Below are 24,639 nucleotides of genomic sequence, written 5' to 3'. Positions count from 1 at the left end.
CTTTGAGAAGGGTAATAAGTTTAATTCAAATGCAGTGCCAATTGATAAACTAAGGTAAATTGTGTATTAAAGGGCAATTTTATAAACTGAAAATCAATTATATGTAGAAATACTTCCCGATGGCTGGGGAATATTTTAGAACCGGTGGTTTGAATTGCAATAAACTGGGCGGCCAGGAATTTTTCAGACAAAAAAAGGCCGAAACTCTCTCGCAGTGTTTCGGCCCTACATCTACCTATGAAAAACAACCCTTTGAGAAGGGTAATAAGTTTAATTCAAATGCAATGCCAATTGATAAATTAAGGTAAATGTGGTCTTAAATAATTGTTTTATAGGGTAATAGTAAATTTTATGTAGAAAATGCTTCCCGATAATTGGGGGCTATTTGCCCCATACTTTAATTATAATTAAGCTGAAGTACTTATTTTTAATATAATTGATAACTCCGGAAACCATACCTCAATTACATTGTTGTTAACCTCATGGACCATAATATATATTTATTGGCTACCGACCCGAGTAACCCGTGCCGGGATGTAATTCATTCGAGAGACACTCGATTGAAAGTGAGGGTTTTTTGTTTGGATAAAGAAAGGTTTGCTCCGGATGATAATGAAATACAACTATATGGTTACGCTAATAATCAGTTGTTTGCGTTTGAAACCATTGAAGTTGCACCTGAAGATGCTATTGATTTAGTTGACGCCATTAAATGGTATGCCAACTACATCCATTACCCTAGCATGGAAATACTCCCTGAAGATCCCCGACCAGGCCAGCATGTAGCTATGAAAGCCTGAATGAGCGATTTTTAAGCATTAAAAAAAATATATAGCTTATTGTCAGGTGTTTAGGGAAAATTAAAAAAAATCTTTGGTGAATGAGTTAGAGTTTCTATATTTGCAAACCCAAACGCAAGGGGTTATGCTCGGAAGAGAATAACAAATGCAGGGGAGCATAGCTCAGCTGGTTCAGAGCATCTGCCTTACAAGCAGAGGGTCACAGGTTCGAACCCTGTTGCTCCCACCAAAGGTTTTACAATTGTAGAACCTTTTTTATTTTAGATTGACTATAAACCCGATAAACAAAAATAGATTTTTAAAACTGCTATTTTAGTTTATATTTGCAGTCTCAAACGTAGGGAGTTTAGCTCAGCTGGTTCAGAGCATCTGCCTTACAAGCAGAGGGTCACTGGTTCGAACCCAGTAATTCCCACCAAATAAAGCCCTTCAGATTAAGTTCTGAGGGGCTTTTTGTTGGGTTTGAGGTTTGCTCTCTTCTCAAGAGCGTACAAAATGTTTGCAAATTTTGCAGCAACCAAACCGGGTTAATGATCAGATTAATGATGTTGAATTGATATACTAATACTTACACAGTAAGAACTTAATTAACAGAAAAAGTAATTAGATCGGATTCTGATGAGTTGCCGGCAGCGTCATGTGTTATCACTTTCCAATAATATTTAGTTGCTGATGTTACACTTATATCTAAGCTGTTAGTAACAACATTTTTTTGATAAAGTGTTGGTGTACTTGAAGTACTCAGGTAAACGTCGTAGCCGATAATGTCATTATCAGTGTCGCTTCCGATCCAGCTAAGGGTGATTTTACCTGCTGAAGCATTAACATCCTGACTTTGACTGGGTAAAAGCTTATCGGCAGGGAATGGTGCGTAAGATGTTACTCCCGCGCCTGAATTGTAAAATTTCCAGGTATCACTTTTTGAAGTAGCAGTATTTTTGCTTGATTTGGCCGTAACAAACCAGGAATAGGGAGTGTTTCTTGATAATACAACAGTTGCTTGCGGTTGATTAATAGATTGGCTAATACTGATACCCGTTAATAAGTTTTTCACCGAGATATCATAGCTATCCGCATTATCTGCCGCTTTCCAGTTGAATACAACACTATTTTGATTACCTGAGATCACAGTGCCTGTGATACAAAGGGAATTTTGTTCGGGAAACAACAATGTAGCTACAGACGGAGACGCAGCAGTCGGGTTATTTTTTTTACCGCCGCAGCCTGAAAATGCCAATGTTGCTGACGTTATTATATAAACTAAGTATTTCATTGTTTTAAGATTTTGTAAGTGGTTTCCTGCGTTCCGAGTACCAGCTTTAAAACATATATTCCAGCATCTAAATTGCCAATATCTGCCTGGATAACCCCATTATTGGGGAAGGTTTTGGCCAGCATAAGCTTCCCGAGAGAATTCCTGATCTCAACGTTGGCTTGTGGTGCCTGGTTACCACCCAGGTCAATGTGCAGAATTCTGGCCGTTGGGTTAGGATAAATGCTGACCATATTAAAATCAACAGTTTTTTCAAAAATGCCCTGGCATAACTTATCGGTATAAACCTTCACTCTGTTAGCGCCGTTAGCCAGTTTCAGGTTAATCTGATTGTTGTTTGTTTGATATGACTGACCGTTAATTTCAACGTGATATACATCGGCTCCTGTTATATTAAGAGTAAGCGATTGAGTAAGCTTGTCAACAACAGAATATACTGACAGATCTTTTGGTTCGGTCACTGATAGCGTGTAACAACGTTGAAAATCGTTATTGCCCGCTACGGTAATGCACAAATTATAGTTGCCCGGTACTAATCCGGCTACTTTTAAGCTATCGGTAAAAGTATAACCTTTACCCGAATTGTCTGGAGAGGTTAAAGTACCGATATAATTAAGTTTTTGCAATGCTTTTACCGATATGGATCCATTATTTGTGCCTTTACAAGTACTTCCGTTGGTGAAAACAGTAAAGTTATTTGCAGGTAAGCTGAATGCCGATCCGCTGATAGCCACTTTTTTGGTGGCTGATTTTTTAATATTGAAAGATAAATTGGTTTCGGCAACAGTCACTAAACCGGCGCCGGGATCGCCCCAATTAACATTGGTTTGATTATTATTGATTACCTGGGTGCCACCGGTAACGGCCCATTCATAAGTATTACCTGTATGTGCTGCTGCTGTATAAATTATGTTTGTGCTCTTGGAGAATACGCTATCAGCCCCAGTGATCACCGGATCTGGCATATCCTGTACGTTAACGCTAAGGGTTCGGGCTGTGCCGCTGCCGCAATTATTGTAAGGTGTGGCTTGTACAGTGTAAGTTCCGCCTTTGTTCCACAATACAATAACGCTGTTGTTTTGATAGGTAACTGATGCCGCGCCTTGAATGGTCCAGCGGTAGTTAGTATTAGCTACAGCTGGTGCCGAATAAGTTGTTTTAATACCGCTAACTGCCAGTGTATCCCCTTTAATATAACCGGCATTAGCTGGCGCTAAAGGGGCATTGCTGTACTTGGTAATGTAGCCCCCGTCGCCTATTATGAAAATAGACCCATTTGTTGTCGCGGTTTGAGAAATACCATTACCCGATTGAAAAAGGCGGGCCCATGTTAAACCTGCATCAAAGGTTTCATAAATTTCGCTCACACCGCTATTGTCATGATTTGTTATTGCGAAACCATGCAGTTTATCCAAAAATGTAAAACCGTAAAAAGTCAATATGGCGGGGGTATAAATAGGGGTCCAGGTTGTACCGCCGTCTGTTGTTCGCAGCAATGTGCCATTAGTACCTCCTATCAAGCCCGTTTGTGTATCAAAAAAATAACATGACGTAAAATACAGAGAACCCGGAATTGATGTAATGGTCCAGGTATTGCCCTGGTCTGTGGTTTTATATATATTGCTGCCACGTCCAACCCCAAAGGCAACTTGCTGGTTAGCAAATGCTATATCAGTTATTCCGCCAAGGGAATTATAAGTTATTGTTTTGATCCAGGTTGTTCCTGCATCGCTTGTTTTATAAAGGCCATCATCGGTAGAGATAAACCCAATATTTTCATTTAAAAAAGCAATAGCTAAGGTATAAGTGAAGTTTGGTATATTGAGCTGCGTCCAGGTGTCGCCGCCGTTAATGGTTTTGTAAGCATGATACAGATCTGCATAATAACCAACATCTTTACTTGTAAAAGAGCTGTTGCGTATGGAATTATAAGTATCACTTGCTGCATTGATTTTTTTCCAGGTAATACCCCCGTCTGTAGTTTTTATATTATTTGACCCAAAAACATAAGCTGTTTTATCATCAACTACATTTTCTGTGTAATAATCGCCGCCGTCAATAACTGATCGTACAGCCCATGCCCCAGCGCCATCCTTCAGATAAATGCAACGCCCCTGTTCAGCACTGCTACCCAAACTTAAACCGTGACCAACAAGGCAATATTTATTTTTTGCCGCATTATAAGCCAGCCCCAGTAATGCATTATTGCTACTTAATTCACTGGTCCAGGTTACGCCGCCGTCAATGGTTTTGAAAACAGTTCCGCCGTTACTCAGAATATAACCTGTTTTAGCGTCCTGAAAAATCATTCGTGGTATATAATTGGCGCTTACGGCGCCAACTTTTGACCAAGTTAAGCCGCTATCTTGAGTTTGTAACAGAGCACCGCTTGTGGTAGCTAAAAAACCGGTAGTTGCATTCACAAAAGCAATACTGCTAAAACCGATATTGAAACCAAGGCTGGCTGTTGTAATATTTGTCCAGCTTACACCTCCATCGGTGGTATGTAATAACGTTTGTGATCCCCCGCAAATAAAGCCGTTATTGTCATCAATAAACCAGCCCCCGGTTAAACCGCTACCGTTAAAATTTAGTTTTTTCCAGGTTTTGCCCCCATTGATAGTTTTGTATAGTTTATAATCGCTAAATATATAACCGGTAAGGGCCGACGAAAATACCATATGATTAAGATAAGGGTAAGCTGTGTCAGGACTTTCAATCGGAAACCAATTATTCCCGCCGTCTTCTGTTTTTAACATCGTACCTTCATAACTCATAATGTAACCAATATGGTCATCAATCATTTTAATGGTATTGAATGAGCTGCCAACTCCAGTGTTTACAATGCTCCAATCAACACCGTCATTATCCGATTTTAATATGTTACCCCGACTGCCTACAGCAATAATGCTGGAACCTGCATAAGCCACATCATCAAGGGTATAACTGAGATCTTGCCCGTTAAAACCACAGCCTGGATTTGCAGGATCTTCCTGTACATCGGTTACTGTAAGTGTAAAACTTTTGTCGTAGCTGAGTGTGCCATTGCTGGCCCTAACTCTGATGGTGTAGGTGTTTTTTGTTTCAAAATCAAATTGACCTACTGTTTTTAACTGGCCGTTCTCTATCTTAAAACTGGAGTTGTTTTGGTCGCCGGTTCCATTGATCAGGGCGTATTGATAAGTGCCCGTTCCCGAACTTACCTGGAATGTTCCTATAGTAGTGTTGACGGCTGCAGATTCTGCGATTGTATTACCTGTAAGTGTAAATGCAGGTATACTATCATTAAATGCAATAGTTTTTAACAAGCCGTTAGCCGGTATATTGCCCCGATTTTTAGCTGTACCCATTGTGGTGCCAGTAAGGCTAATATTAAAAAGGCCGTTAGCGCTATCGTTATTTTTTATTTGAAGAACGCCTTTGCTCTCTTCTTCTTTGGCAGGATCATAAATGAGGTTAAAACTGGTTTGTTTGCCGGGTAATATTGTTTTTGATGGTTGCCCGTTTACATAAAATGGCGACCCTACCACACCAATATCACTTAACACCAATTCTTTATTGCCAGTGTTTTTCACGGTAACAGGATAGGTAACAGCACTATCAACCCTGGAGGTGAAATTGAATAAGCCGCCTGTTGCAATAGTTGAATAGCCGACCGTTACCTGCATTTGGCCCATTGGAGTATTATTCCAAATATCTGTTGAGTTACTTTTACTGCTGGTGAAATATAGCACACCGTTCAGATCCGTTAATTGATCAACAGCGGACGGTTGACTGATCTCTTGTTTTACTGTTGTTCCGTCAAAACTATAAATGCCGCCGTCAGTACCGGTAAAAAAAAGTTTTTGATTTGACAGAACCGGGCCGTGCCCAGCTTGTAATGCGTTGGTCGAAACCTGAATAGTGCCGGCATCAGAGCCATCGCTGGTATACAATGCTTTGGCTGATGTGAGTACAAAATATAACTTATTATTAAAAGCAAAAAAATTCTGTATGTATGAACCGCTCATATAAGAAGTCCAGTCATATGATTTTACAATATGGGTGCCGGCAGCGGTTCCGTCGCTTACCCATAAAGCATCTAAAGCTTTATTATTAGCGTCTACAGTTCTGATACTGTAATAAAAGTTGTTTCCAACCGGAGTAATATTGTCAATATCGTTACTGCCATAAGTTACCGCAGTATATGTTTTCAGTAAAACAAGGTTGTCATTAGGTGGGTTGAGTGTGTATAGCCTGATACTTTGGCGATAGCTGGTGTTGGTGATGAACACCAGTTGGTTGTTTACATTGTGCAACAGATCAACAGTTGAATTATCATCAACATTAATTTGTTTGGTTCCCGCCACACTGCCGTCAGACTTCCACAGACCACTTGACTGAAAGTACAATATGTTTCCGACCGCTGTGAGCTGACCAACTCCAAAATAATTATCTTGTGTTAATGGTATAGTGCCTGCAACGGTACCGTCTGTTTTCCATAGGCTATTATAATTCCCTGTTAAACTTGCGGTAAAAAAAAGCATATTATTACAAACGGTAAACTGTCCTGGTTGAGAGCCTGTATTGCCGACATGCGCCGGGTTAATGTCTTTAAATAGCACGGTACCGGTAGCAGTGCCATCGCTTACCCACAATTCCTGACCGTTTATACCATCATTTGCTGCAAAATAAATCTTGTTTTTATATACAACTAAGTTTGCAATTGGGTAAGGAACCGATCCCGGTCCAGTTTTTTTAACAAGAACGGTTCCTGCCACAGTACCGTCTGTTTTCCACAGGCCGTATCCTTGCGTTGCATCGCCCCCGGCAAAATAAAGGCTGTTACCAAGTTTTACGAAGGAATTTGCAGATGATAAATTTCGGATAAAAGTTTGCCCGTATAAAGCAGTGCAGGTAGACAGGTATAACAAGGCTATTAAAATAGATATTTTCTTGAACATGATAAGGATAGCTTGTGATTATATCACTGCTCAAAAATAAAAAAAGTTGATATACAAGACAGTATATTATATATTTTAAACTTAAAAATATCTCATGCGCTGTTTTCTTTCATTTCTGTGTTGTAACCTTATATATATAAAGTGTATTCTGTATATTGCGCAAGCTTTACCTATCACTGAAACGGCATGCAGCTCGCTTATAAAATTGCATTATCTAACCTCTGGAAGAAGCCTAAGAAAACATTTAGAATTATTAACGAATATGAGCTGTATAGGTATCAGATTCAACTATTTGTTCTTGCAGGAATAACTAAAGTAATCAGTAGGCAATTTATAAATCTGGCTGATGCCAGGCACGAATTATTTTTAACATTGGCAAGCTCTATAGCCGCAGGTGCATTATTGGGATGGTTCGGACTTTTAATAGTAACCGGGTTAATATACATAACCGGCAAATGGATAAAGGGGCAGGCTTCATCAACAGAAATTATGAATATGGTTTCTTATGCCGTATTACCATTCTGCTTGTCATTGATATTTACATTGCTATGTGTTTTGATAATCAGGGTATTAGGATTCCAGGATGGTTCATATGACTATATTCGAAACTGGGATAATATCTATTACGCAATTATCAAAGTACATTACTACTTTGATTGGCTTATTACTGCCTGGTACTTCGTTCTATTAGTCATCGGAATATCGGCAGTGCAAGGGTTCTCGATTTGGAAGAGCATCATGAATTTCCTTATTTGTATAGCTGTAATTGCAGTGCCTGTAGTTTTAATAATTCTGTATATAGGCATTATTCATGATTAAATCTTTATCATACCAGCCAAATGGCAAAAAATGGTCTCTATGGCTTTTATGGTTATTTGCCACTATTACGGTTCTTAGCTTTACTCCCTGGGAATCCATATTTTCAATTCAAATAAGAGACAGGGTATTGGAATGGCTTACAGGTACTTCAATAGGGTTGTTTGGTGTGCTTGGTCTGATGTGTACCATAATATTTATTACGAGGACTAAAAATGACCGGATTTCAATAGCGGCAACAATTTTATCAGGTTTTATTTCAGTGGTTGTGGTCATTCTGTTGGCTTTAAACTTTGTACTACCAGATTTTAATTGGAACGATACAGCGATCTATCGTAATGGTAATGACTATCTGGTAATTCAAGAGCAGGAAACATTTGTAACAAGCAATGAAACTTATCCACGGATAATTCGAACAACATCACCTTATGGTATGATCAGGATAGTTGAAGAACAAGTTAATTTAAATAGGTACGATAGTCGTTTTCAAGGCGATGTAATAACCTATGAAGGTAAAATATGGAGAAAGGAGCCGCTGTAGAAAATGAAGCGATAAATTATTCAAATCAATTTTTGCCGTTTCTGCACACCTCACATGAGCATAAAGCTTCCCTTTTTATCCTACTATTTAAAACAGAACCGCATGAAGTACATATGATGTGAGTTACTTCATGGGGTTTATGATCACCAAAGCCGTTTTTTATATAGATACTTCCTTCAAAAATGGATTTTCCTTCGGTTATGTGCTTGCCGCCGCAAAAAGGGCAATCTTGCTGTAGGGATGCTGCTGACATTGATCTTTTTATTATAAGTCCGTAACGGCTTATAAAGCTAACATTACAGAGCAGGTTCTGGTTTCTTTTTTATTATTTTGAACAGCGCCAAAGTAAATAAGCCAGAAGCTAATCCGGCTACAATGGCCAGGGATATGCTGCCATACAAATATTGTTCAAGGTGCAGGCTTATTGATTTTAGCGAAAGGTTGCCATCAAAGGGCATCTCAGCTTTATCGCCAACCCACAATCCGCCAACTTTATAGCTCAGAAAAATGATAACCGGTATCATGGGGGCAAAACTGATATGTGCTGCTAAAAGCACCAGCGCCTTATTTAGTCTGAACAGCATGGCTAATGAAAAAGCTACCAATAATTGAAAGCCCCATATTGGTACTATGCCCATAAATACACCAAAACCGATGGATAAAGCCTTGAGTTGAGGAGAATGGTCAGGGTTAAATAAGTGTTGCTTTAAAAACAGCCGGCCTTTTTCTTTGCTGAACAGGCTGATGAATGCTTCGCCACATTGAGCTATCCAACGCCACAGTTCCGAAAGTTTTGTACCTGCTTTTTTTATATAACCCATTAGTTTTTTGTTAAGCCAAGCTTAATTCATAAAGCTTTATTAAACAGGTGCAAAGGTATGCATCTTTATAATACGAAGGGGTAGTAATCATAATTATGTGGGTATCATCGTCATACCTGCCTTGTTTAATAAACATAATGAATGGATATAAATTATGAGTTATAACGCACATTATTAGATAAATACATGTTAAATTTTTATTAAAAAATTAGTCTACTAATTCTATAGTGCATATATTTGTAACAATTGTTATTATCGATCTAACCAATTAGTTCTTTATGGTAAATAATGAGGTCAGTCAACTAAAAAAGAGAAAGCCCCGGCTTTCTCTTTTTCTTTTTAATGAACGGACTGTAACTCTGTATTTTATTTGCCAATAAGGTAAACAACCGCTCATAGATGGTGTTAATCTTAAAACACACTACGCTATGATTGATCCAAAAGACACTTCACCTGCTGCCAAAGATGGCAAGTACGAATTTCATATCAGTTATTCGGGCCGTGAGTTGGCCTGCCGGGTAGAAAAAGAGCAAAACAAGCTGCATGTTTTTATTGACAATAACATTAATGCCGAGCTGGAAATACAGCCCGATGGCAATGTTACCCAAACCAGTGGGAATGACCTGCCCGATTCAAGCATTGAATTTATCAAGAAGCATGTTTTAGAGCACGCGGCTCAATAGGTCAGGATAATACCTCTTCCAATACATCTGCCGAGCGTATGTTGCCAAAGCCTTCAATATGCAGGGCGTAATATTCAAGCATTTTTTGTATCAGGTAGCGGCGTTCGTCGTTACTAAATTTGAGTTGCTGCATGTTTTCAAAATTGCATTGCAGCAAAAGGCCAAAGTTTTGGGTATGCGGCGGCGAAAGATATAAAAGGCTATCGGGTTTATATCTGCTGAAAGTGCCGTTTTTCATATCAAAATAATCGGCATCGGCAGCTAAAAACCTATCGGGGAAAAAGCCCAGATAGCGGCTTAAGCGGACGAGAAACAGTAGATGAAAATTGGCTACATTGTCCTTTTGATGGTCGAGCCACTCAATAGCGCTGAAAACAAAATCAAACAAATTTTCATCAGCCGATTGCTGTTTGATGGCTTTGTACAGCACTTCGTTCAAAAAAATAGCGATGCAACTTTTAATAACATCATAAGGGATGGTTTGCAATACCGGCGAGTTTTTAAGCTCGGCTATGCGCTGCACGCTGCCGGTATTTTTATGATAAACTACCAGATCAAGCAGGTGCAGGGGCTGCAGCATGTTGCGTCCTATTTTGGCTTTTGGCTTTTTGGCGCCATTAATGATATATGACTGCAAACCAAACTTTTCGGTAAACAGCTGTACAATTACACTGCTTTCGCCATAATCAGTTGCTTTAAATACAATACCCCTTGTTTTGTGCAGCATGTTAAAATAGCGAAATAATTTTAGGCACAAATATGATTACGCCGGCCAGCAAGGCAAATACGGCCACAACAACCACGGCGCCGGCGCTTACATCTTTTACATGCCCGGCTTTGGTATTGTAGGTAGGCGAAACCAGATCGGTCAGGGTTTCAATAGCGGTGTTCAAAAGTTCGGCCGATAGTACTGCGGCTATGCTCAGGATCACCCACAACCATTCTTCAGCAGAAATTTGCAGTACAAAGCCCAGCGCTATAGCAACAGCCCCGGCCACCAGGTGTATCCTGAAATTTGGCTGTGTATCAAAGGCATATCTGATACCTTTAAAGGCAAAACCAAAACTCCTGAGCAATCTTTTCATATACAAAAATACACGTTATTAAGCTTTTTAAATGGAGTTATTTATGCTGTTTTTTTCAATAAAAGCTGTGGCTGGGGTTATGGTTTTGTCACAAAGTCAATATAGCAACTGGCAGGTAAAGCAAAATTCGTAGTTTAGCGGCGCCCTTAATTCACCAAAATATGTTCTGGAAACATACTGCTTCTTTTATCCTCAAAAACAGGCTCGCCGTATTTATTTGCGTTATCATATTGAGCGCTTTTATGGGCTTTGAGGCTTCAAAAGTAAAAATAACTTTTAACGGTGGTAAGGTGTTACCTGTTACCGATTCGGCCTATATCAGGTATAATGAGTTCAAAAAAACCTTTGGCCAGGATGCGTCTTCGATGGTGATCGGCATCAAGTCTGACAAAATTTTTGATAAAGATGTTTTTAACGACTGGTACCAGATAGGTACACAATTAAAACAGATCAAGGGTATTAAAGCCGTAGTTTCCGTAGCTAATGTTTACAATCTCGAAAAAGATACCACCCAGCACCGCTTTGTGGTAAAACCTCTGGTGAGCGGCATATTACCAACCGCGCAGGCGGTTGATAGTGTTAAGCAGCAGCTTGCAAAGCTGCCGTTTTATAAAGGTTTGGTGCTAAGTGACGATGGAAAATCGACCCTGATGGCTATTACTTTTGACGATAAGATCATCAATACCCCATATCGTGTTCCCATTATTAAAAAGATAGACCAGCTGGGTCATGAGTTTGAGCAAAAGCATGGTATTCAGGTGCATTACTCTGGCCTGCCGTTGATACGTACCGTTGTGGGCGATCTGGTTTCGCACGAGTTCTCCATGTTCCTGAGCCTGTCTATCCTCATCACTGCGCTCATATTGCTATTATTCTTCCGGTCGTTTTTTCCGGTAATTTTCCCCGTGCTTATTGTGGTGCTGGGTGTAGTATGGAGCCTGGGCACGCTGGTTTTAATGCATTACGAAATGACCATCCTTACCGGCATCATCCCACCGCTGGTGGTGGTTATCGGTATTCCGAACACTATCTTTATCCTCAATAAATATTATCACGAGTTTGAACTATCTGGCGATAAAATGGGAGCCCTAAAAATAGCGCTCGAAAAAGCCGGCATAACCACTTTTATAGCCAACATTACTACAGCCATAGGTTTTGGTGTGCTATGCTTTACAAACAGCGAGTTACTTACTCAGTTTGGTTTGGTAGCATCATTAAGCATACTGGCCACATTTGCCTTGAGCCTGATCTTGGTGCCTATCGTGTTCAGCTATTTACCTCAACCCAAAGCAAAACAGGCCGGTATTAAAGATGGCAAGCTAATGAAAGCCCTGCTGATTGGTTTAGATAGCCTGGTACACAATAAGCGTAAAGCTATTTATGCTACTACGCTGGTGCTGTTGGTTATTTCGGCAGTTGGTATTTACCGAATTAATATTAACGGTTATGTGGTTGATGATCTGCCACAGCACAACCATACGCTGGAAGATCTGAAGTTTTTTGAGTCGAATTTTAATGGGGTATTGCCACTGGAGGTAAGTATCGATAGCAAACGCAAAAATGGGGTGATGAACCAAGCCGTTATGCGCAAGGTTGAAAAACTGGAAAAACTTATTTCGTCCTATCCGCAGTTTAGCCGTTCCATATCATTGATACAGGTATTAAAATTTTCCACCCAGGCTTTTTATGGCGGTAACCCGGAATATTACCGTTTACCTGATGGCATTGAACAGAACTTTATCCTCAACTATGCCAGCAACTCGGGTAAAAGCTCTTCCGGCGCATTGAATACTTACCTGGATAGCACCCGGCGTGTAACCCGTGTAACATTTGAAATGGTAGATGCCGGCTCTAAAAAAATGAATGCCGTATTGGCCGAACTTCAGCCACGTATCGATTCCATTTTTAATCCGGCCAAGTTTCATGTAGAGCTTACCGGCTCAAGCATTATATTTATAAAAGGTACCAATTATCTGTTGAAAAACCTTTACGAGAGCCTGGCTTGGGCCATTTTCCTGATAGCCTGTGTGATGTGGATATTGTTCAGAGGGGTAAAAATGATAGCGGTATCGCTGGTGCCTAACCTGATACCATTGATCATTACGGCGGGCATCATGGGCTTTTTCGGTATCCCGCTAAAGCCATCAACTATACTGATATTCAGTATAGCTATGGGTATCTCGTCCGATCAAACCATTTATTTTATAACCCGTTACCGGCACGAACTGAGGCATACTAATAAGAGTATATCGCAAATAGTATCAGATACCATTCGGGAAACCGGTGTAAGTATGATATTTATTGCTACGGTACTGTTCTTCGGTTTCGGCATATTCGCGGTATCTAAATTTGGGGGTACGGTAGCTTTGGGTATTTTATTATCTATCACCCTGCTGGTAGCCATGATCAGTAACCTAACGCTACTACCCGCGTTTTTATTAAGCCTGGAAGGTGGTGTTGATCGTAATAAAATTAAAGGGCCGGATATTGATGAGGCGTGAAAGCCTCACCCCAGCTCTCTCCAAAAGGAGAGGACTGATCATGAAAATTGTATGGCGTATATTTAACTCACCCTGTCTTCGCTACGCTCGACATCCCTCTCTTCGCCTACGGCGCAAAGAGGGATGAAACTCAAGGTAAAGTCCCCTCTTTACGCTTGCGTAGAGAGGGGTGACAAGCGCAGCGATGTCGGGGTGAGTCAATACAACGGTCAATTTTATAAAATCTTGCCTTTTTAAGCGTTATTGATAAGATTTAAAAAACTATTCTTATGGATCTGAAACTCAACAACAAAGTAGCGGTGGTGCTTGCCGCCAGTAAAGGATTAGGCAAGGCTATAGCTACCACTCTATCTGCAGAAGGCGCTAAAGTAATCATCGGTTCGCGCGATGAAGCAGAACTTACCAAAACAGCAAATGAAATCAGTCAGCTTACAGGTAACCAGGTAATAGCTATACCCGTTGATGTATCCAAAGCCGATGAGGTTGAATTGTTCATTAAAAAAGCTGCTGAAGCTTTTGGGCAGATAGATATACTCCTGAACAATGCCGGTGGCCCGCCTTTTGATAAATTTGAGAACTTCGACGACGAGCAATGGCAAAAGGCGTTTGATTTGAACCTGCTTAGTTTTGCCCGTTTGAGTAAGCTGGTGCTGCCACATATGCAAAAAACAGGCAGCGGCCGTATTATCAATATCATCAGTGGTTCGGTAAAATCGGTGCTGGGTGGTTCGGTTCTGTCAACCAGTATGCGTATGGGGGTTGTTGGTATGGCCAAACTCATGGCCGATGAACTTGGCCCATACAATATCACGGTGAACAACGTTGCTCCAGGTTTCATCCTGACCGATAGGGTAAAACATACACTCCCCAAAGGTGTAAATGTTGAGGAAGCCTTAAAAGAGAAAACAAAGGTCATACCGCTTGGCCGCATAGGTAAACCAGAAGAGCTGGCCGCGGTAGTTGCCTTTCTGGCATCGGAACAGGCCGCGTATATCAGCGGTACAACTATACAGGTTGATGGTGGTGCAAGCAGGAGTATATATTAGGGCTGTCTGAACCTATGCTCCGCGCTTACTTTCTCTTAAATAATCAATAATGAGGGTAATAATGCTGATGATGCTGGCAAGCGTTAAGCCTAAGGCTCCGCCCTGCACCAGCTCTTTCCATTTGGAGTTATGCAAAGCCGGGATCACCATTGATGCCGAAAACAGTATCACTGCAACTAATAACATTAATACTGTACGCTTTACTTTATTTTTCACCCGTCTAAATTAAAAAAACATTTATAAATTCCGTATTTTTGCAACCTCTTAAAAAAGAGGTTATAAAAGGTATTATATATATAGATGTACAAGGAATATAAACAGTTAAACTTATCGCAAACAGGCAAAGAGATACTGGAGTTTTGGCAACAGAACAACATATTTGAAAAAAGTATCAGCAGTCGTCCGGCTAATAACCCCTACACGTTTTACGAAGGGCCGCCGAGCGCCAATGGTATGCCCGGTATTCACCACGTAATGGCGCGGTCAATAAAGGATATTTTTTGTCGTTATAAAACCTTAAAAGGTTTCCAGGTAAAACGCAAGGGCGGTTGGGATACCCACGGCCTGCCTATCGAGTTAGCTGTTGAAAAAGCCTTAGGTATAACTAAAGATGATATCGGTAAAAAGATAAGCGTTAAGGATTATAATGATGCCTGCCGCAAGGAGGTGATGCGCTATACCGACGTATGGAATGACCTGACCCAAAAAATGGGCTATTGGGTTGACCTTGACGATCCGTACATTACCTACAAAAACGAATACATTGAAAGCCTTTGGTGGATACTGAAGGAGTTTTATAATAAAGGTTGGTTATACAAAGGATATACCGTACAACCATATTCGCCAAAATCGGGTACGGGCCTAAGCTCGCATGAGCTTAACCAGCCGGGTACTTACAAAATGGTAAAGGATACCTCTATAGTAGCCCAGTTTCATTTAAAGAACAACCAACCGCACGCGCTGATTCCGGTTTTGTTTGAGGATGAAAACGAGATCACTACCATTTTGGCATGGACAACCACCCCATGGACGCTGCCATCAAACTGCGCGCTGGCCATTGGCGAAAACATCGACTATGTAAAAATACGCACCTTTAACCCGTATACCCATGAGCCGGTTAGCGTGGTGCTTGCCAAAGCACTGGTTGGCAAATACTTTAAGGCCGAGGGCGAAAACGCGTCGTTCCAGGATTATAAAGGCGGCGACAAAATTATCCCTTGGGAAGTAAGGGCTGAATTTAAGGGCGTTGAACTGATTGGCTTGCGCTACCATCAGCTAATGCCTTATGTAAGCAATGAAGATCTGGAGCAAAACGCTTTCCGCGTGATCCCGGCTGATTTTGTTACTACAGAAGACGGTACAGGCATTGTGCACACTGCGTCTGTTTTTGGTGCGGATGACTTCAGGGCCTGTAAGGAGAACGGCGTACCATCGGTAATGGTGAAAGATGAAGCAGGTAAGGATGTACCTCTGGTTGATAAACAAGGCCGTTTTGTTGATGAGGTTACCGACTTTGCCAAACGCTATGTTAAAGACGAATATTATACCGATGCCGAGCGCGCTGTGCCTGATTTCAAAGGTACAGATGTGTTGATCTCCATCAAACTAAAAACAGAAAATAAGGCGTTTGACGTTAAAAAATATGAGCACAGCTATCCGCACTCATGGCGCTCAGACGAACCTATATTATACTATCCGCTCGATAGCTGGTTTATCCGCACCACCGCGGTAAAGGATAAAATGGTTGAGCTGAATAAAACCATCAACTGGAAACCGGAATCAACCGGAACCGGCCGTTTTGGTAACTGGCTCGAAAACCTGGTTGACTGGAACTTATCGCGTTCACGTTACTGGGGTACTCCGCTGCCTATCTGGCGCGAAGAAAACGGTGCCGAAGAAAAATGTATTGGTACCATTGCCGAGCTGAATGCTGAAATTGAAAAATCAATAGCAGCTGGCTTCATGCCCGAAGGCTTTAAGCTGGAAGATATGCACCGCCCGTACGTTGATGATGTGATATTGACTTCATCAAACGGCAACAAAATGTTCCGCGAGCCCGACCTGATCGACGTTTGGTTTGATTCGGGCGCTATGCCTTATGCGCAATGGCATTTCCCGTTTGAAAATCAGGACGAATTCAAGAACGCTTACCCTGCCGATTTCATTGCCGAAGGGGTTGACCAAACCCGCGGATGGTTTTTTACCCTTCACGCCATAGCCGTAATGCTAAGCGAAGCCAGCGATGAGGTAAAAGCTGTTAATGAGCAGGTTGGTAATAAAGGCATAGCGTTTAAGAACGTCATATCAAACGGTTTGGTGCTGGATAAAAACGGCAACAAAATGTCGAAACGTTTGGGTAACGGTGTAGACCCATTTGAAACCATTGAACAGTTTGGTGCCGATGCGCCACGCTGGTATATGATCAGCAATGCATCGCCCTGGGACAACCTGAAATTTAATACCGAAGGTATTGACGAAGTTAGGCGCAAGTTTTTTGGTACGCTGTACAATACTTATTCGTTCTTTGTACTGTATGCCAACATTGATAAATTCACTTACAGCGAGCCCGAAATTGCCATTGCGCAGCGTCCGGAAATTGACCGTTGGATCATCTCTTTATTAAATACCCTGAGCCGCGAGGTTGATGGCTTTTATGCCGATTTTGAACCCACCAAAGCTGCCCGCGCCATCCAGGAATTTGTAGACGAGCATTTTAGTAACTGGTTTATCCGCTTAAGTCGCCGCCGTTTCTGGAGGTCTGATAACTCAGCAGATAAACTTTCTGCTTACCAAACGCTGTATACCTGTTTAATAGCTATCAGTAAGTTAATGTCGCCAATAGCACCTTTCTTTGCAGATAGGTTATATAAAGACTTGAACGCGGTAACCGGTAAAGAAGAGTTTGAATCGGTTCATCTGGCTTACTTCCCTGAGTATCACGATGAACTGGTTGATGCCGACCTGGAAGAGCGTATGCAACTGGCGCAGGATATTTCATCGCTGGTATTATCATTGCGTAAAAAAGTAGGGATAAACGTACGTCAGCCGCTAAGTAAAATATTATTACCTATATTGGATAAGGGTTTTAAGCAGCATGTTGAACAGGTAAAAGAATTAGTATTATCTGAAACAAACATTAAAAATATTGAGTATATTACCGACACGGCTGGTTTTATTAAAAAGAAGATAAAGCCAAACTTTAAGGCTTTAGGCCAAAAAGTAGGTAAAGATATGAAGGCGGTTGCCGAAGCCATTAATAATTTCACCCAGGATGATATAGCCAAACTGGATGCTGAAGGAAGTATCAAGGTACTTGAAAACAAGTATGAGATTGGCTTAACCGACGTAGAAATTATAGCTGAGGACGTTCCCGGATGGCAAGTTGCAAATTTAGGAAAACTAACCGTGGCTTTAGATGTTACCATTACCGACGAACTGAAACAGGAAGGGATCTCACGCGAGTTGATAAACCGCATCCAGAATCTGCGTAAGGGAAAAGAATTTGAGGTTACCGATAAGATAAATGTAAGCATCAGCGACCATCCGTTTATTAAAAAAGCGGTGGATAGTAATTTATCCTATATTTGCGCCGAAATTTTAGCCGAGAGCATAGTGCTTGATAACCAGCTAAATGATGGTGAATTGGTAACCATTGATGAAAATGAAATTTTTATAGTTATTAGTAAAGTATAAATGAAAGTAGAAACCGAAAAAACCAGATATTCTGAATCAGATCTGCAAGAGTTTAAAGCTCTTATTCTTGATAAACTGCGTATCGCTAAGGAAGAGTTAAACTCTCTGGCAACTTCATTAAGCTCGCCAAATGCTAACGGAACTGATGATACTGCAGGTACTTATAAAACTTTAGAAGATGGCTCGGCCACACTGGAAAAAGAACAAATAAACCAGTTAGCCGCCCGCCAGAAAAAATTTATTGACCAGCTGGAAGCTGCCCTGGTACGTATTGAGAACAAAACTTATGGTATTTGCCGCGAAACCGGTAAACTGATACCAAAGGAACGCTTACGTGCGGTGCCGCATACCACCTTAACAATGGAAGCTAAATTAAAGCAATAAATGAAGGCTGCTTACACCAAACCTTTTTTAACTGCTATATTTATTATCCTTGCCGACCAGATCATTAAAACCTGGGTTCGCGCACATATGTTCATGGGCGAAGAAATTCGCTTTTTAGGTAGCCGCGGCATGCTGCATTATACAGAAAATAATGGTATGGCGTTTGGCATGGAATGGGGTGGTGATGCCGGTAAGCTGGCTTTAACATTGTTTCGTATTGTTGCCGTTTGTGGTATTGGTTATTGCCTTGTTTATTTAATAAAGCATAAGTATCACCGCGGATTGATCATGAACGTGGCGCTTATTTTAGCCGGCGCTATGGGCAATATCATTGACTCAACCTTTTATGGTATCATGTATAATTATGCTCCCCTGTTTCACGGGCGTGTGGTTGATATGTTTTACTTCCCCTTACTTCGGGGTGTATTCCCGGCATGGGTACCGGTATGGGGCAATGAGGCCTACGAGTTTTTCAGGCCGGTATTTAATCTTGCCGATGCATCCATTTGTGTGGGTGTTATTATGATCCTGGTATTTCAGAAGCATTACTTTAAGCACGAAGTACCTGAAGTAAACAGCCCTAATAGCGAAATGGTTGAAGAATAGCCGATTTTAAAAATACAAAGAATAAAAAAGCCGCAATAAGCGGCTTTTTTATTCTTAAACTACTGTGATATCGAATATGGAACGAAGACACAAGGTTTGAGCCTTTCTATACTCCATATATGTAATTCTTCCTTTGTCTTAAAGCCTACCCTACGGCTGCGGCAATGCTTTCCTTGGCATCATTTCGACACGCTCAGAAGTGTTATAAACAAATGACGCTATAATAGTTGCTGCTTGTTTAAGGTCATCTTCAATTAAACGATCATAAGTATCCTGGTTGCTGTGGTGCGTACGTGTACCATAATCAACAGCATCCTGAATAAATTGAAAGCCCGGGATACCAACCGCATCAAATGATAGGTGATCGGTTCCTCCGGTATTATTGATGGTGATTGTGTTTGCTCCCAGATCTTTAAAAGGCTCCAGCCATGATTTGAATATTGCCCTTACCGCCTCGTTACCCTGTAGGTAAATACCTCTGATTTTTCCGGTACCATTATCCAAATTGTAATAGGCAGATAGTTTGGCTTGCTCTGGCTTAAGCTGCATGGTTTTAGGATCGCCAAAGTGGTTAAGTACATATCCGCGTGAGCCAAACAAACCTTGCTCTTCCGAACTCCATAAGGCTATACGTATAGTACGTTTGGGTTTAAAGTTAATGGCTTTTAAAATACGTACCGCTTCCATCATTACGGCGCTGCCCGCGGCATTATCTGTAGCCCCGGTTGCAGCATGCCATGAATCAAGGTGACCGCCTATCATGATCACCTGATCTTTTAATTTTTTATCGGTACCCGGTATTTCGGCTACCACGTCGTATCCCTGCAGGTCGTTGGTTAAAAATTGGGTTTTAATATCGGCTTCCAGTTCTACTTTTTGTCCGGCTTTTGCCAGGCGCAAAATACGTTGATAATCTTCGCTGCTGGTTTCCAGTTCGGGTGCTACCGCTTTGGCAGTATCAGCATATGACGCGCCGTTGGTTGTAAATACAGTACCATCGGTACCGCGAGCCTGGCTCAATATCAGTGCTACTTTTTCATCATATAAAAATGCTCTGGTTGTGGTTTGAAAAGCACGCAGTTTACGCATGGCTACAAACTGAGCTGAGTTTGCATCAACTCCGGTACGGGCGGGTTGCGCAGTGGCATTGGCCATTTCAGTCAACTCCTCATCGGTATAGCGTGCCGCGTCTGATTTGAAGCTGCGCTCAACCAGTGGTTTAACATCAAGGATCACGACCTTACCTTGCAACTTGCCTTTATACTTGTCCAGGTCAATGGCCGAGTCGGCTTTTACAACTACAACATCGCTTTTAATAAGGCCGTTTGTACCTGGTGTCCAGGCTTTGGGGATAGCTATAATGGCGTGATAATAGGGCAGAGTAATAGCGGCGTAGTTTTTTTGAACTTCCCAGCCTTTACCAAATTTGCCCCAGGACTCTACCTTAGCATTTGCTAAGCCCCATGATTTTAGTTGATTTACGGCCCAATCCTGGGCCCGTTTTAAGCCGGGCGAGCCTGACAAGCGTGGCCCGGAAACATCGGTTAAATAGAAGGCGGTTTCCATCACCTTGGAGTGATTCAAACCTTCTTCCCTGATTTTTTGAACAGCAGCCTGGTCAACCGTTTCCTGTGCGAAAGCAGGGAAGGCTAAACCTGCCGAAATAAGGAACGAAAAGAGTAATTTTGATTTCATAGATAATAAATTAATGCGATCAGTTAATTGAAAGCCTAATTTATTAAAATTAAATCCAACAAGTTCGTAACAACAACGTTTTTAAAGATAAAAGTTCGATTGACCTATATCATGTAATACCAAATGCTACAAACCGCCATACCAGTTTTAGCTTCATTAAATGAAGAGGAAACCATTCAATTTTACACGCAAAAAATGGGATTTACTTTCCATGCCAGCTGGGATGGTTATTTGATACTGAGCCGCGACGGGATTTACATCCACCTTTGGCCCTGCAGTGAGCCGGCAATTGCCAAAAGTACCAGTTGCTATATAGTTGTAACCGAAATTGAAAAACTATTTACAGAGTACAAATCAAATGGTATTAATCCGGATACTCAACTGCAGGACAGACCCTGGAAAATGAAAGAATTCAGCATTCTGGATAATAATGGCAATCTTATTCATTTTGGCCAGGATATTTCGGGCAGTTAATTAATGAGCAATTTATAGCCCCGACCATGCACGTTAATGATCTCCACGTTCGGATCGTCTTTTAAATACTTGCGTATCTTACTTAAAAACACATCCATGCTACGGCCATTAAAATAATTATCGTCATGCCATATGTTCAGCAGGGCTTCTTCACGGGTAAGCACCTCATTTTTACGCATGCACAACAACCGAAGCAATTCCGCCTCTTTGGTTGATAACTTTTGTTGTGCATCGCCAATGGCAATAAATTGGGTGGTATAATCAAAAGTATAGCGACCGATTTTAAATAAAGTTTGCCTTTCTTCTTCCTTTTTATCAGTGTTTTCAGTTCTTTTCAATAAAGCGTTAATGCGCAGCAGTAACTCTTCAATACGGAAAGGCTTGGTAATATAATCATCGCCGCCAAGGTTAAAGGCCTGCATCTTATCCTCAATCATACCTTTAGCGGTAGCAAAAATAATAGGCACATGAGGGTTTATCTTTCTGATGTCTTTACCCAGGGTAAAGCCATCTTTTTTAGGCATCATCACATCCAATATTAATAAGTCGTAAACCTGCTTGGTAAAGGCGCGCAAACCTTCTTCGCCGTCTTTACACAAAACAACATCAAATTTGCCCTTAAGTTGCAGATAGTCCTGTAGCAGTAAACCTAAATTGGCATCGTCTTCAACCAGTAATATTTTTTTCATGTTTATTTTTTAGTCCGGAAGTCCGATGAGTCGGAAAGTCCGGAAAATCATTTTTTTTAAGCATGCTAAAGTTAAAAGTCCAATTAACTTCCCGTCTTATCGAACTTCCGGACTTTCAGACTTACCTCACGCCAATGAAAACTTCAATTCAAATTCCGATCCTTTTTCCTTTTCAGATTTTACGCTGATGGCTCCGTTAAGTCTTTTTACAATTGTATTTACATAGCTTAACCCTAAGCCAAACCCTTTAACATCATGCAAATTACCGGTGGGGATTCGGTAAAACTGTTCAAATATTTTGGTTTGCTGGTCGCGGCTCATGCCAATTCCCTTATCTGCTACGCGAATCAAAACATGCCCATTCTTAACCTGCGTGCTTATGGTAATTTCTGGGGTACCAATGCTGTATTTTATCGCATTATCTATCAGGTTGTACAGTACATTTGAAAAATGCAGTTCATCGGCTACTATAACCGTATTTTCATCGGTAAGATTCATGGTGGTTTTGGCGTTAAACTTATGCAGTTTAAGAGCCATGCTATCCAGTACAACGGCCACCATCTCGTTCACGTCAATCGGTTTTTTATCCAGCTTGAAATCATTCTTCTCAATACGGGCAATGTTCAGCACCCGTTCAATGTGGCTACCTAAACGTGCGTTCTCTTCAAATATGATATTGGCCAGGCGCGATACACGGCTTTGATCCTGGGTAATTTCAGCATCTCTTAAAGCTTCACTGGCAATCATGATGGTTGATACCGGAGTTTTAAACTCGTGGGTCATGTTGTTAATGAAGTCGATTTTCATTTCAGACACCTTCTTTTGTTTCAGGATAGAGAAGATAGTATAAGCGAAACAAAATACCAGTACCAACAGCAGCCCTCCGGTAGTACCCATAGTAGCTGTCATTTTACGTAATATTAACGAGTTTTTTTGCGGAAAGGCCAATTTGATCTTACCTGGATCATTGATCACATCTTTACCAAAGATGGGGGTTTGATAAGTATTGGCATCTATAAACACAGGTTTGTTCCCACCATTATCAATAGCACTTGAAAATATGAGCGAATCGCTGTTGGCAGTTGTTACCTCATAACTAAAGGGCTGATCAATACCCTTATTATGTAACTCAAAACGCAGTAAAGAATCGATCCAGAGTGGGTTTACCCGTTTATTCAGTGGCTCGCCGGTTTTACGGTATTCTTCGGCCAGGTTTTCAATCACGGTGGTTTTACCGCTATTCAGATTTTGTAACGAGTCGGTTTCCAGCATCTTTTTGATCTGTGCAACCTGCCGCTCTTTCTGTTTACGCAGCTGATCTTGTTGCCAAAGCGGATTAATTTGCGGCACAGATATCAATTGCTTGCCAAACTGCGGGTCGATATAAACATACCGCAGCGTATCATACTTATGCAGCTTTTTAGGGCGACTTAAGGAACGTGTAGTGATACGGGTTCTTACAATTTGCGGGGTAAACCGCCCATGCACCACGCCAAATTCATCTGTATATTCCTCTACTTTTACCTGAAAATCAACTGTTCCCTCCTGTTGTAATAAACTGGTCAGTTCATCATCCATTTTTTTATGCATGATCATCCGCTCCAGGCTATCACGTAAAAGGGCTATTTTTTTTTCACGAATACTTTGTTTCTTTTTCCGGAAAGCGTATTGACCGTTATCATTTGTCTTTATCTCTACTCCGGTATTAACATTTACGGCATCATCGCTGGCCGCAACATTCCGCTGGGCCTTGTTGTTTAAAAAGTTAACCGCGTCCTGCTTGCTAACTTTTGATACCACATTATTAAGCGCTTCATTAACCGAACGATCAAAAAGCTCAGATTGCATCTGGTACGATTGCCTTAAAAAGTACAATTGCATAGCCATTACACCCAAGAGTGCAAAAGCCATTAACCCAATGATCAAACCGATACTTCTTTTCTTCATCTATTAACAAACAAAATTATTTTAAATAAGCACACCATAATTGCTTTTAACAAAATTTAACAATTATGAGTGGCAATAATCATCTGAAAGATAATGCTTTGCTATGTGATTAAGTCAAATACAAAACAGCTATAACACAATATACAAAATTGCAATAAGAAAAAGTCGTGAATAGGGTTTAAGCAGATAGGTCATAACTTAAAACGCCCTTCCAATTAATTGAAAGGGCGTTTTCTATATTAACAATAAATTGTTGGCTGAATTAGAACGGCAGATCGTCATCATCGCTTGATGAGCTGATATCTGCTGATGGGGCTGCATACTCTGGTGTAGTAGCGCTACCTGCACCTGCTGCTAATGAATTCACTCTCCATAATTGCAGCGAGTTAAAATAGCTTTTTTTACCCATTTTGTCAGTCCAAGGGCGACCTTTCAGGTTAAAGAAAACCTCAACATCATCACCAACCTTAACGTTATCTAACAGGTTGCAACGATCTTGTATAGCCTCAAACTTCAAATATTCAGGGTATTGAGGGTTCTCAATATATTCAAGTATTAATTCGCGTTTTTTAAGTGACTCAGTTACCTGCACTGTTGGCGACACTTCATATACCTTACCTTTAACTTCCATAATAATCTTCT

Annotated in this window: 20 protein-coding genes and 2 tRNA genes; 12 read left to right on the top strand and 10 right to left on the bottom strand. The window is 41.0% G+C overall.

Annotated elements, in window-relative coordinates; all coding sequences use genetic code 11:
• Positions 1–482 precede the first annotated feature (482 nt).
• The 3 genes from AAGC65_RS15725 (at position 483) to AAGC65_RS15715 (ending at position 1,218) form a co-directional block, all read left to right on the top strand.
• The gene (locus AAGC65_RS15725) at positions 483–800 is read left to right on the top strand and encodes a hypothetical protein (protein ID WP_343113411.1); all 318 of its coding nucleotides are present in this window, start codon (positions 483–485) and stop codon (positions 798–800) included.
• 151 nt (positions 801–951) lie between these two features.
• A tRNA-Val gene (locus AAGC65_RS15720) sits at positions 952–1,029 on the top strand.
• 111 nt (positions 1,030–1,140) lie between these two features.
• Positions 1,141–1,218, top strand: a tRNA-Val gene (locus tag AAGC65_RS15715).
• A 165-nt stretch (positions 1,219–1,383) separates the two neighbouring features.
• Here the strand turns inward: AAGC65_RS15715 and AAGC65_RS15710 are convergent.
• Together AAGC65_RS15710 and AAGC65_RS15705 are read right to left on the bottom strand one after the other, a co-directional pair.
• The gene (locus AAGC65_RS15710; RefSeq protein WP_343113410.1) at positions 1,384–2,073 is read right to left on the bottom strand and encodes a hypothetical protein; all 690 of its coding nucleotides are present in this window, start codon (positions 2,071–2,073) and stop codon (positions 1,384–1,386) included.
• Entirely contained in the window at positions 2,070–7,016 is a 4,947-nt protein-coding gene (locus AAGC65_RS15705; RefSeq protein WP_343113409.1) for an ELWxxDGT repeat protein, read from the bottom strand. The genes AAGC65_RS15710 and AAGC65_RS15705 overlap by 4 nt, the downstream gene beginning before the upstream one ends.
• Positions 7,017–7,202: 186 nt before the next feature.
• Between AAGC65_RS15705 and AAGC65_RS15700 the strand changes: the two genes are divergently transcribed.
• Together AAGC65_RS15700 and AAGC65_RS15695 are read left to right on the top strand one after the other, a co-directional pair.
• Complete coding sequence (locus AAGC65_RS15700; protein ID WP_343113408.1) at positions 7,203–7,835, top strand: YIP1 family protein; 633 nt, start codon at positions 7,203–7,205, stop codon at positions 7,833–7,835.
• Entirely contained in the window at positions 7,828–8,373 is a 546-nt protein-coding gene (locus tag AAGC65_RS15695; RefSeq protein ID WP_343113407.1) for a hypothetical protein, read from the top strand. Before AAGC65_RS15700 ends, AAGC65_RS15695 begins: the two co-directional genes overlap by 8 nt.
• 296 nt (positions 8,374–8,669) lie before the next feature.
• Here the strand turns inward: AAGC65_RS15695 and AAGC65_RS15690 are convergent, their stop codons facing one another.
• A complete protein-coding gene (locus tag AAGC65_RS15690; RefSeq protein WP_343113406.1) occupies positions 8,670–9,194 on the bottom strand; it encodes a DUF2062 domain-containing protein in 525 nt (174 codons plus the stop codon).
• Between the two features lie 428 nt (positions 9,195–9,622).
• Here AAGC65_RS15690 and AAGC65_RS15685 point away from each other — a divergent pair, with 428 nt between their 5' ends.
• The gene (locus AAGC65_RS15685) at positions 9,623–9,877 is read left to right on the top strand and encodes a hypothetical protein (protein ID WP_343113405.1); all 255 of its coding nucleotides are present in this window, start codon (positions 9,623–9,625) and stop codon (positions 9,875–9,877) included.
• Between the two features lies 1 nt (position 9,878).
• On the opposite strand, the gene recO is transcribed toward AAGC65_RS15685, so the two are convergent.
• Positions 9,879–10,604 carry a DNA repair protein RecO gene (gene recO / locus AAGC65_RS15680; protein WP_343113404.1) on the bottom strand — a complete coding sequence of 242 codons (726 nt, stop codon included), beginning with the start codon at positions 10,602–10,604 and terminating at the stop codon, positions 9,879–9,881.
• A 1-nt stretch (position 10,605) separates the two neighbouring features.
• On the bottom strand, positions 10,606–10,962 hold the full coding sequence (locus AAGC65_RS15675) for a diacylglycerol kinase family protein (RefSeq protein WP_343113403.1): 357 nt from the start codon (positions 10,960–10,962) through the stop codon (positions 10,606–10,608).
• A 161-nt stretch (positions 10,963–11,123) separates the two neighbouring features.
• Here AAGC65_RS15675 and AAGC65_RS15670 point away from each other — a divergent pair, with 161 nt between their 5' ends.
• Positions 11,124–13,463 (top strand): MMPL family transporter, encoded by a 2,340-nt coding sequence (locus tag AAGC65_RS15670; protein ID WP_343113402.1) that lies wholly within the window; start codon positions 11,124–11,126, stop codon positions 13,461–13,463.
• A 269-nt stretch (positions 13,464–13,732) separates the two neighbouring features.
• Entirely contained in the window at positions 13,733–14,509 is a 777-nt protein-coding gene (locus AAGC65_RS15665; protein WP_343113401.1) for an SDR family oxidoreductase, read from the top strand.
• Positions 14,510–14,521: 12 nt separating this feature from the next.
• Here the strand turns inward: AAGC65_RS15665 and AAGC65_RS15660 are convergent, their stop codons facing one another.
• Positions 14,522–14,695, bottom strand: coding sequence for a hypothetical protein (locus tag AAGC65_RS15660; RefSeq protein ID WP_343113400.1), 174 nt, complete (start codon positions 14,693–14,695; stop codon positions 14,522–14,524).
• Between the two features lie 114 nt (positions 14,696–14,809).
• Between AAGC65_RS15660 and ileS the strand changes: the two genes are divergently transcribed.
• The 3 genes from ileS to AAGC65_RS15645 are packed head-to-tail and all read left to right on the top strand — an operon-like array spanning position 14,810 to position 19,192.
• Positions 14,810–18,202, top strand: a complete 3,393-nt coding sequence (gene ileS / locus AAGC65_RS15655; protein WP_343113399.1) for an isoleucine--tRNA ligase — start codon at positions 14,810–14,812, stop codon at positions 18,200–18,202.
• Positions 18,203–18,586 carry a TraR/DksA C4-type zinc finger protein gene (locus AAGC65_RS15650; protein ID WP_290327544.1) on the top strand — a complete coding sequence of 128 codons (384 nt, stop codon included), beginning with the start codon at positions 18,203–18,205 and terminating at the stop codon, positions 18,584–18,586.
• Positions 18,587–19,192: a lipoprotein signal peptidase gene (locus AAGC65_RS15645; protein WP_343113398.1), complete on the top strand. Its 606-nt coding sequence runs from the start codon at positions 18,587–18,589 to the stop codon at positions 19,190–19,192. It abuts the gene before it with no gap.
• A 150-nt stretch (positions 19,193–19,342) separates the two neighbouring features.
• Here the strand turns inward: AAGC65_RS15645 and AAGC65_RS15640 are convergent, their stop codons facing one another.
• Complete coding sequence (locus tag AAGC65_RS15640; RefSeq protein ID WP_343113397.1) at positions 19,343–20,887, bottom strand: M20/M25/M40 family metallo-hydrolase; 1,545 nt, start codon at positions 20,885–20,887, stop codon at positions 19,343–19,345.
• Between the two features lie 123 nt (positions 20,888–21,010).
• On the opposite strand from AAGC65_RS15640, the gene AAGC65_RS15635 reads away from it, so the two are divergent.
• Positions 21,011–21,361 carry a VOC family protein gene (locus AAGC65_RS15635; RefSeq protein WP_343113396.1) on the top strand — a complete coding sequence of 117 codons (351 nt, stop codon included), beginning with the start codon at positions 21,011–21,013 and terminating at the stop codon, positions 21,359–21,361.
• Here AAGC65_RS15635 and AAGC65_RS15630 read toward each other — a convergent pair.
• The 3 genes from AAGC65_RS15630 to AAGC65_RS15620 form a co-directional block, all read right to left on the bottom strand.
• Positions 21,358–22,050 carry a response regulator transcription factor gene (locus AAGC65_RS15630; protein WP_343113395.1) on the bottom strand — a complete coding sequence of 231 codons (693 nt, stop codon included), beginning with the start codon at positions 22,048–22,050 and terminating at the stop codon, positions 21,358–21,360. The two genes, AAGC65_RS15635 and AAGC65_RS15630, sit on opposite strands and share 4 nt — an antisense overlap.
• Before the next feature lie 126 nt (positions 22,051–22,176).
• The gene (locus AAGC65_RS15625; protein ID WP_343113394.1) at positions 22,177–23,997 is read right to left on the bottom strand and encodes a HAMP domain-containing sensor histidine kinase; all 1,821 of its coding nucleotides are present in this window, start codon (positions 23,995–23,997) and stop codon (positions 22,177–22,179) included.
• A gap of 262 nt (positions 23,998–24,259) precedes the next feature.
• The gene (locus tag AAGC65_RS15620; protein ID WP_343113412.1) at positions 24,260–24,628 is read right to left on the bottom strand and encodes a DUF3127 domain-containing protein; all 369 of its coding nucleotides are present in this window, start codon (positions 24,626–24,628) and stop codon (positions 24,260–24,262) included.
• Positions 24,629–24,639: the final 11 nt, after the last annotated feature.

This window comes from Mucilaginibacter sp. (assembly GCF_039207105.1).
GTDB lineage: Bacteria > Bacteroidota > Bacteroidia > Sphingobacteriales > Sphingobacteriaceae > Mucilaginibacter.
Note: the sequence above shows the minus strand (reverse complement) of the source record. Positions and strands in the feature narration are given on the sequence as shown.